The organism is Cytobacillus sp. (assembly GCF_964223445.1).
Classification (GTDB): Bacteria; Bacillota; Bacilli; order Bacillales; family Cytobacillaceae; genus Cytobacillus.
The window spans coordinates 21,693-28,494 of record NZ_CAXQGS010000101.1 but is presented as its reverse complement, the minus strand read 5'-3'; the positions used below and the strand labels follow the sequence as shown (position 1 = coordinate 28,494).

Annotated in this window: 7 protein-coding genes; 1 reads left to right on the top strand and 6 read right to left on the bottom strand. The window is 42.3% G+C overall.

Translation table 11 applies throughout. From position 1 onward, the window contains the following. The coding region (gene rpsU, locus ACEQ1T_RS18320) for a 30S ribosomal protein S21 (protein WP_370224100.1) at positions 1-133 on the bottom strand (133 nt) is incomplete at its 3' end. Positions 134-369: 236 nt separating this feature from the next. Here rpsU and ACEQ1T_RS18315 point away from each other — a divergent pair. Beyond that, the gene (locus ACEQ1T_RS18315) at positions 370-1,290 is read left to right on the top strand and encodes a Na/Pi symporter (protein ID WP_206838807.1); all 921 of its coding nucleotides are present in this window, start codon (positions 370-372) and stop codon (positions 1,288-1,290) included. Between the two features lie 113 nt (positions 1,291-1,403). Here the strand turns inward: ACEQ1T_RS18315 and deoC are convergent, their stop codons facing one another. The 5 genes from deoC to dnaJ form a co-directional block, all read right to left on the bottom strand. Next, the gene (deoC, locus tag ACEQ1T_RS18310; RefSeq protein ID WP_206838808.1) at positions 1,404-2,075 is read right to left on the bottom strand and encodes a deoxyribose-phosphate aldolase; all 672 of its coding nucleotides are present in this window, start codon (positions 2,073-2,075) and stop codon (positions 1,404-1,406) included. Between the two features lie 371 nt (positions 2,076-2,446). Continuing rightward, positions 2,447-3,799, bottom strand: coding sequence for a tRNA (N(6)-L-threonylcarbamoyladenosine(37)-C(2))-methylthiotransferase MtaB (gene mtaB, locus ACEQ1T_RS18305; RefSeq protein ID WP_206838809.1), 1,353 nt, complete (start codon positions 3,797-3,799; stop codon positions 2,447-2,449). 6 nt (positions 3,800-3,805) lie between these two features. Further along, entirely contained in the window at positions 3,806-4,555 is a 750-nt protein-coding gene (locus ACEQ1T_RS18300; protein ID WP_370224098.1) for a 16S rRNA (uracil(1498)-N(3))-methyltransferase, read from the bottom strand. 79 nt (positions 4,556-4,634) lie between these two features. Further along, positions 4,635-5,576, bottom strand: coding sequence for a 50S ribosomal protein L11 methyltransferase (gene prmA / locus ACEQ1T_RS18295; protein WP_370224097.1), 942 nt, complete (start codon positions 5,574-5,576; stop codon positions 4,635-4,637). Between the two features lie 20 nt (positions 5,577-5,596). Beyond that, positions 5,597-6,715, bottom strand: coding sequence for a molecular chaperone DnaJ (dnaJ, locus tag ACEQ1T_RS18290; RefSeq protein WP_206838813.1), 1,119 nt, complete (start codon positions 6,713-6,715; stop codon positions 5,597-5,599). Between the last annotated feature and the right edge of the window lie 87 nt (positions 6,716-6,802).

Here is a 6,802-nt window from a genome sequence, read left to right as displayed (position 1 = left end):
GTTTAATACTAGGTTTTTCGTAGAATTCGCGCTTTCTTGCTTCCTGCAAAGTACCAGTTTTTGATACTGAACGTTTGAAGCGACGAAGAGCATCTTCAAGCGATTCGTTTTTACGAACGACGGTTTTAGACATTCTCTTTCCCTCCCTCCGAGCACAACACACTTACATCAACAACATGGTTTATTCCATGTACCTTGCAATTATAATATAACAGCTTATCGAGGTCAACAGTAATTAGCCTGCTATAGGATTAGTTTTTATTTGGTTGTGATTGTTTTATACCCCGTTCATGACAAGCTAAACAATTTATCGCACTTAAGCATGTCCCAGCATGCTGTCCCATAGTATTAAATATAGGGGGTGTATGCTTGGTCCAGCTGTTATTATTTTTTCTGCTAATCGGGTTATTTATTTATGGTATGACACTTTTAAGATCAGGTCTATTTAATTTATCTGCCGATTCATTAAAAAAATGGCTGGCAGTGATGACAAATTCCCCCTGGAAAGGCCTTGTTATTGGGACAATGGTTACAGCTGTCCTGCAGAGCAGTTCAGCGGTAATGATTATTACAATTGGAATGGTTTCTGCACGGATGCTTACTTTCCCCCAGACAATCGGCATCATTTTAGGCACCAACATCGGGACAACATTTACGACAGAATTAATCACTTTTAATATAGAATCTTATATTATTCCGCTTGCTGCTGCCGGAAGCATCCTGGCTGTATTGAAGAAAAACAGCATGCGAAGCACCGGTCTTGCATTGTTGGGTTTATCTGCAGTTTTCGCAGCAATGCGCGGATTTGAATATCTGGCCGGTTCAGTTAAAGATAATGATATGGTCAATCACTGGCTGCTTACTTTGGATGGGAATTACATGTTCGCAGTAGCTGCTGGAATTGTCCTTACTGCGATTATCCAATCAAGCACCGCAACAACTGGCATTATCATGGGATTTTTAACTGCAGGAGCAATGGATCTGGATACCGGCATTGCCATAATGCTTGGATCAAATATTGGAACATGCGTAGACGCTTATTTAGCATCCATCGGTTCCGGAAAAGAAGCAAAGCTGACTGCCTTTGCCCATATCTGGCTGAACTGCCTGGGTGTCGCAGCCTTCTATCCCTTTATTCATGCTCTTGCTGTTTTTGGGCAAAATGCAGCCAGTTCCCCGGATGTGCAGCTTGCACATATCAGTGTTTTATTTAATGTACTATCCTCACTGCTTGTTCTTCCAGTTGCAAATCAGTTTGGAAGGTTTGTCATTAGGTTTCATGACCGATAAAACAATAAAAAATGCCGAAAAATCCCGGCATTTTCTTACAGCAAGTATAATAATTTGAATTTCGATAACTAATCCAGCTCCAGATGCCGATAAACGGGCGCCTTCCGCTTTTCTTAGTAATCCGAATCGCTTGTTAAGCCGTTGACAATAGCAGCGCCAGAGCTTGCTCCAATTCTCGTTGCACCTGCATCAATCATTTTCTGTGCATCTTCAGCGCTTCTTACTCCGCCTGAAGCTTTAACACCGATTTCCGGGCCGACAGTTTTTCTCATCAAAGCGATGTCTTCAGCAGTTGCTCCGCCTGTTGAAAATCCTGTAGATGTTTTAACAAAGTCAGCACCTGCTTTTACAGAAAGTTCACATGCTCTAACTTTTTCTTCTTCAGTAAGAAGGCAAGATTCGATAATAACCTTTGTTAATGCTTTTCCTTTGGCAGCTTCAACAACCGCACGGATGTCTCTTTCAACAAGCTCATTGTCTCCGCCTTTTAAAGCGCCAATGTTAATTACCATATCTACTTCTGTTGCCCCGTTTTCAATGGCATTCTTTGTTTCAAATGCTTTTGTTTCAGGTGTGGAAGCTCCCAGAGGGAAGCCGATTACTGTGCAGACTTTCACTTCAGTGCCGTTTAGCAATTCGCTTGAAAGTTTGACCCATGTCGGGTTTACACATACTGACGCAAAATTGTATTCTTTAGCCTCGGCACAAATTTTTTCTATTTGTTCTTTTGTTGCATCGGCTTTTAGTAATGTATGGTCGATCATTTTTGCTACATTATTTGTCATTTTAACTACTCCTTTTCAAAAACAGTTGTACGTACCTCTTACATAATATCACTTAGATAATAAAATATCGAGCAATAATTAAGTTTTTTGTAATCGTTTTCGAAAGTAGTTTTTCCCAAAAGATATTAATAAATTTATCAAGATGTTTTGCTTATGAATTCAGCTCGTTGATTTCCGCTGCGGGCACTTGCTTTCCGCGGGGAGGAACGGGAGCCTCCTCGGCTTCGCCTGCGGGGTCTCCCACTTCCCTCTCCTCCCGCAGGAGTCAAGTACCCTCCACTCCAATCAACTCAGTAAATAAACAAAGTTATTAAAAAGAAATAAACTTAAATAAAAGCTAATAAAAAAGGAATTACCATTAGGTAATTCCTTTAAACTGCGGCCTCTTCTGTTTCATTCAATTCATCAAGGACTCTTACAAATTGACCTTCATTGTAAGGGTAGCCAGCTTTTGTAATTTTAACTTTTACAATCTGGCCGACCATTTCTTCGGCAGCCGGGAAGACAACTTTCAAGTAATTATCCGTGTAGCCGACAAATAAACTGCTGTTACTGCTTTCCTTAAAGCTTTCCTCTGGAATTACTTCAAGAACTTCGCCTTCATACTGAGATGCGTATTCTTTTGCAAGCTGATCTGATAAGGCAATCAGGCGATGGACACGCTCGTTTTTAACCTCTTCATCAATCTGGTCGTCCATTCTCGCTGCAGGTGTTCCTGTACGCTTTGAATAAGGGAATACATGAAGCTCGGAAAATTTATGTTCTTTAATAAAGTTGTAGGTTTCCATAAATTCTTCTTCTGTTTCTCCCGGGAAGCCAACGATAACATCTGATGTAACAGCCAGACCTGGGAGAGCTTCCTTCAAGCGTTCAAGACGCTCAGCAAAAAACTCCATAGTATACTTGCGGCGCATTCTCTTAAGGACAGTGTTTGAGCCTGACTGAAGAGGAATGTGCAAGTGCCTTACAACAACCTTGGACTGATCCATAACTTCAATAACTTCATCGGTAATCTGGCTGGCTTCAATTGAAGAAATTCTTAAACGCTTAAGACCTTTTACCTGAGCTTCCAGATCCCTAAGAAGCATAGCCAGATTATAATCTTTCATGTCCTCGCCATAACCGCCTGTATGGATTCCAGTCAGAACGATTTCTTTATAGCCGGCATCAACCAGCTGCTGGGCCTGGCGGATTACTTCTTTCGGATCCCTGGATCTCATTAAACCGCGCGCCCAGGGAATAATGCAAAATGTACAGAAGTTATTGCAGCCTTCCTGAATTTTAAGGGAAGCTCGTGTCCGATCTGTAAATGCCGGAACATCCAGCTCTTCGTAGACACGATTCTTCATGATGTTACCAACACCATTGATCGGCTGCCGTTCTTGTTTATACTGCTCGATATACTCAAGCATCTTTACTCGATCCTGGGTGCCAACAACGATATCCACTCCAGGAATAGCCATAATTTCAGCCGGTGAGGTTTGTGCATAACAGCCCGTTACACAGATAACCGCATCAGGGTTTTTCCTGATTGCCCTTCTGATTACCTGGCGGCTTTTCTTATCACCAGTATTTGTAACGGTACATGTGTTAATCACATATACATCTGAAACGGATTCAAAGTCTGTCCGTTCATAGCCAGCTTCTTTGAACAGCTGCCAAATGGCCTCTGTTTCGTAATGATTGACTTTGCAGCCAAGTGTATGAAATGCAACTTCAGGCATCTAATTTCACCCCATTAATTCAAAATGATAGGAAACAGCTGACAGCAAATAGAGAGGTGCTGTCTCTGTTCTTAAAATACGCGGCCCCAACCCGCAGGCAAGAAAGCCTGCTTCCTGCAGCAATGAAACTTCATTGTCAGAAAGCCCGCCTTCAGGCCCGAATACAACTATAAGTGATTGTCCTTTATTCATAGAAGAAAGTGTTTTATAGAGCACAGAGTCCTCTCCCTGCTTCGCTTCTTCCTCAAAGGCAATCAATTTATATGAATACTCTCCAGATAATTTCAGCAATGACTTCAAATCGAGAGGTGCAAACACTTCAGGCACCATGGTCCTGTGTGATTGTTCAGCAGCTTCTTTAGCAATCTTCTGCCATCTCTCTGCTTTTTTCACAGATTTCTTAGCATCCCATTTTACTACTGAACGGGCTGAAGTAAAAGGGATAAAACGATGTGCTCCCAGCTCAGTGCCTTTTTGAATGATCCACTCCAGCTTATCCCCTTTAGGCAGTCCGCTCACAATAGTAATATCTGCAGGCAGCTCAGAAGCCCCTTCAATCCATTGTACAACTTCTGCAGCCACATGTTCATCGGTAATTTCTGCAATTGAGCAAAGTGCGCTATTTTGGGATAGATCGACACAGATAATATTGTCGCCTTCTTTCATGCGCATTACTTTCACAATATGATGGCGGTCTTCCCCTTTAATTTGAAAGACATTTTCATTTACTGCATTCTCTGTGAAATATCGCTGCACAACCTGCACCCTCTTTCTTGCCTGTCCAAAATTCTTTCAACTGTAAAAGGGGGGTAAGTTGATTACCCCCTTTTTCACATTATTGCTTTCTCTTTGCTACAATAGCAACCCAATCTTCCATTTGAATGGTCTCTTCAACTTCAAATCCTGCAGAGGAAATAGCATCTCTTACTTCCTGTTTCTTCTGCAGGATAATGCCTGAAGCGATAAAGTATCCGCCTTCCTTTACGACTGATGCCACATCGTCAGTAAATCGGAGAATCACTTCTGCAAGGATGTTGGCAACGACCACATCAGCTCCCTCGCTGACACCATCGAGCAGATTACCTTGTGATACTTCCACAATATCCTGCACTTTATTCAGCTTAATATTTAATTTAGCTGAATTTACTGCCACTTCATCAAGATCAAGTGCTTTCACCTTCTCAGCACCCAGCATAGCTGCAGCAATGCTTAACACACCCGATCCTGTTCCTACATCTACAACTTTATCACTCTGTTTTACTGTTCTTTCAAGTGCTTGTATACACATCACCGTAGTGGGGTGTGTACCCGTTCCAAAAGCCATGCCAGGGTCAAGCTCAATAATAAGCTCATCACTGCTGACAGGTGTGTAATCCTCCCAGGTTGGGACAATGGTAAAGCGTTCTGAAATTTTTACAGGGTTATAATATTTTTTCCAGGCAGTAGCCCATTCTTCTTCATTTACTTCGCTAATGCTGACTTTATTTGCCCCGATGTCAATGTTAAATAAAATAAGATTATTGATTGCTTCTTTTATTTCATCAACTGTTTCACCTAGAAAACTGTTTACTGGCAAGTACGCTTTTACAATTACGCCTTCTTCAGGATAGTCCTGCGGATTGAGCTGGTAGATTTCACCGAATTGATCCTTTCTTTCTTTTACAAGTTCTAAAGGATCCTCTATAACAACTCCGCTTGCTCCGGCTTCATGCAAAATATTCGAAATCGGTTCAACAGCTTCATTTGCAGTATGAATACTGATTTCTGACCATTTCACTACTACCAACTCCCATTCCTTTATTCACCTTTAAAGGCTCGTTTTACTTTAGAAAAAAAGCTTTCTTCCTGTTCTCCCTGGGGAACTGTTCCGCTGACTTCAGCAAATTCGCTTAAAAGCTGTTTTTGTTTTTCTGTCAGCTTTGTAGGAGTAATAATGCGTACAATAATATGCTGATCCCCTGTTCCGTATCCTCTTACATTTGGTACACCTTTTCCTTTGAGGCGGAATTTGGTTCCTGTTTGTGTGCCTGATGGAACTTTAAGTTTTACTTTTCCATGGAGTGTCGGAACTTCAATTTCATCGCCAAGGGCTGCCTGCACAAATGTTATAGGCATCTCGCAATAAACGTCATCTCCATCACGCTCAAAGAATTCATGTGAACGAACATGGAAAACAACATAAAGGTCTCCAGGAGGGCCTCCATTAACACCGGGTTCCCCTTGGCCCGCCACGCGGAGCTGCTGGCCATCATCAATGCCCGCAGGAATTTTCACGTGTATCTTCCTGCGTTTTTGCACTTTACCGGTTCCACGGCAAGTAGTACACTTCTCTTTGATTTCCTTGCCGGTCCCATTACAGTAGTGGCAAACTCTTCTATTTACTATCTTGCCAAATGGCGTATTTTGTTCAACATTCAGCTGACCCGACCCGTGGCAGTGACGGCATGTTTCCGGCTTAGTCCCTGGCTTCGCGCCTGAACCGCTGCAGGTATCACATGTCTCTTCACGAGGGATTTCAATATCGGTCTCTTTGCCAAATACTGCTTCCTCAAAGGATAAGGACATGGTGTACTGCAAGTCTGCACCCTGCCTTGGAGCATTAGGGTCACGGCGGCGGGAGCCTCCTCCGAAGAAGGTGCTGAAAATATCTTCAAATCCTCCAAAACCATCAAAACCGGCTCCGCCAAAGCCCTGATTAGGGTCCGTATGGCCGAATTGATCATAGTGGGCCTTTTTCTGATCGTCGCTGAGGACTTCATATGCTTCTTTAACTTCCTTGAACTTCTCGTCTGCATCAGGCTCTTTATTAATATCAGGATGATATTTTTTTGAAAGCTTTCGATAAGCCTTCTTAATTTCATCCTTGGACGCACCTTTGCTGATTCCAAGAACTTCATAGTAATCCCTTTTACTCATGATTACCACTCCCCGATTCATTTCACATAAAGATTATTGTATCAAAAATAAAAGCCAAAGCCAAGAAAGACCTGACTTTGACTTTAA

What these genes read in the sequence shown, in the direction of transcription:
- deoC (WP_206838808.1), bottom strand. Translation starts at nt 2,075, where the DNA reads ATGACAAATAATGTAGCAAAAATGATCGACCATACATTACTAAAAGCC.
- mtaB (WP_206838809.1), bottom strand. Translation starts at nt 3,799, where the DNA reads ATGCCTGAAGTTGCATTTCATACACTTGGCTGCAAAGTCAATCATTAC.
- dnaJ (WP_206838813.1), bottom strand. Translation starts at nt 6,715, where the DNA reads ATGAGTAAAAGGGATTACTATGAAGTTCTTGGAATCAGCAAAGGTGCG.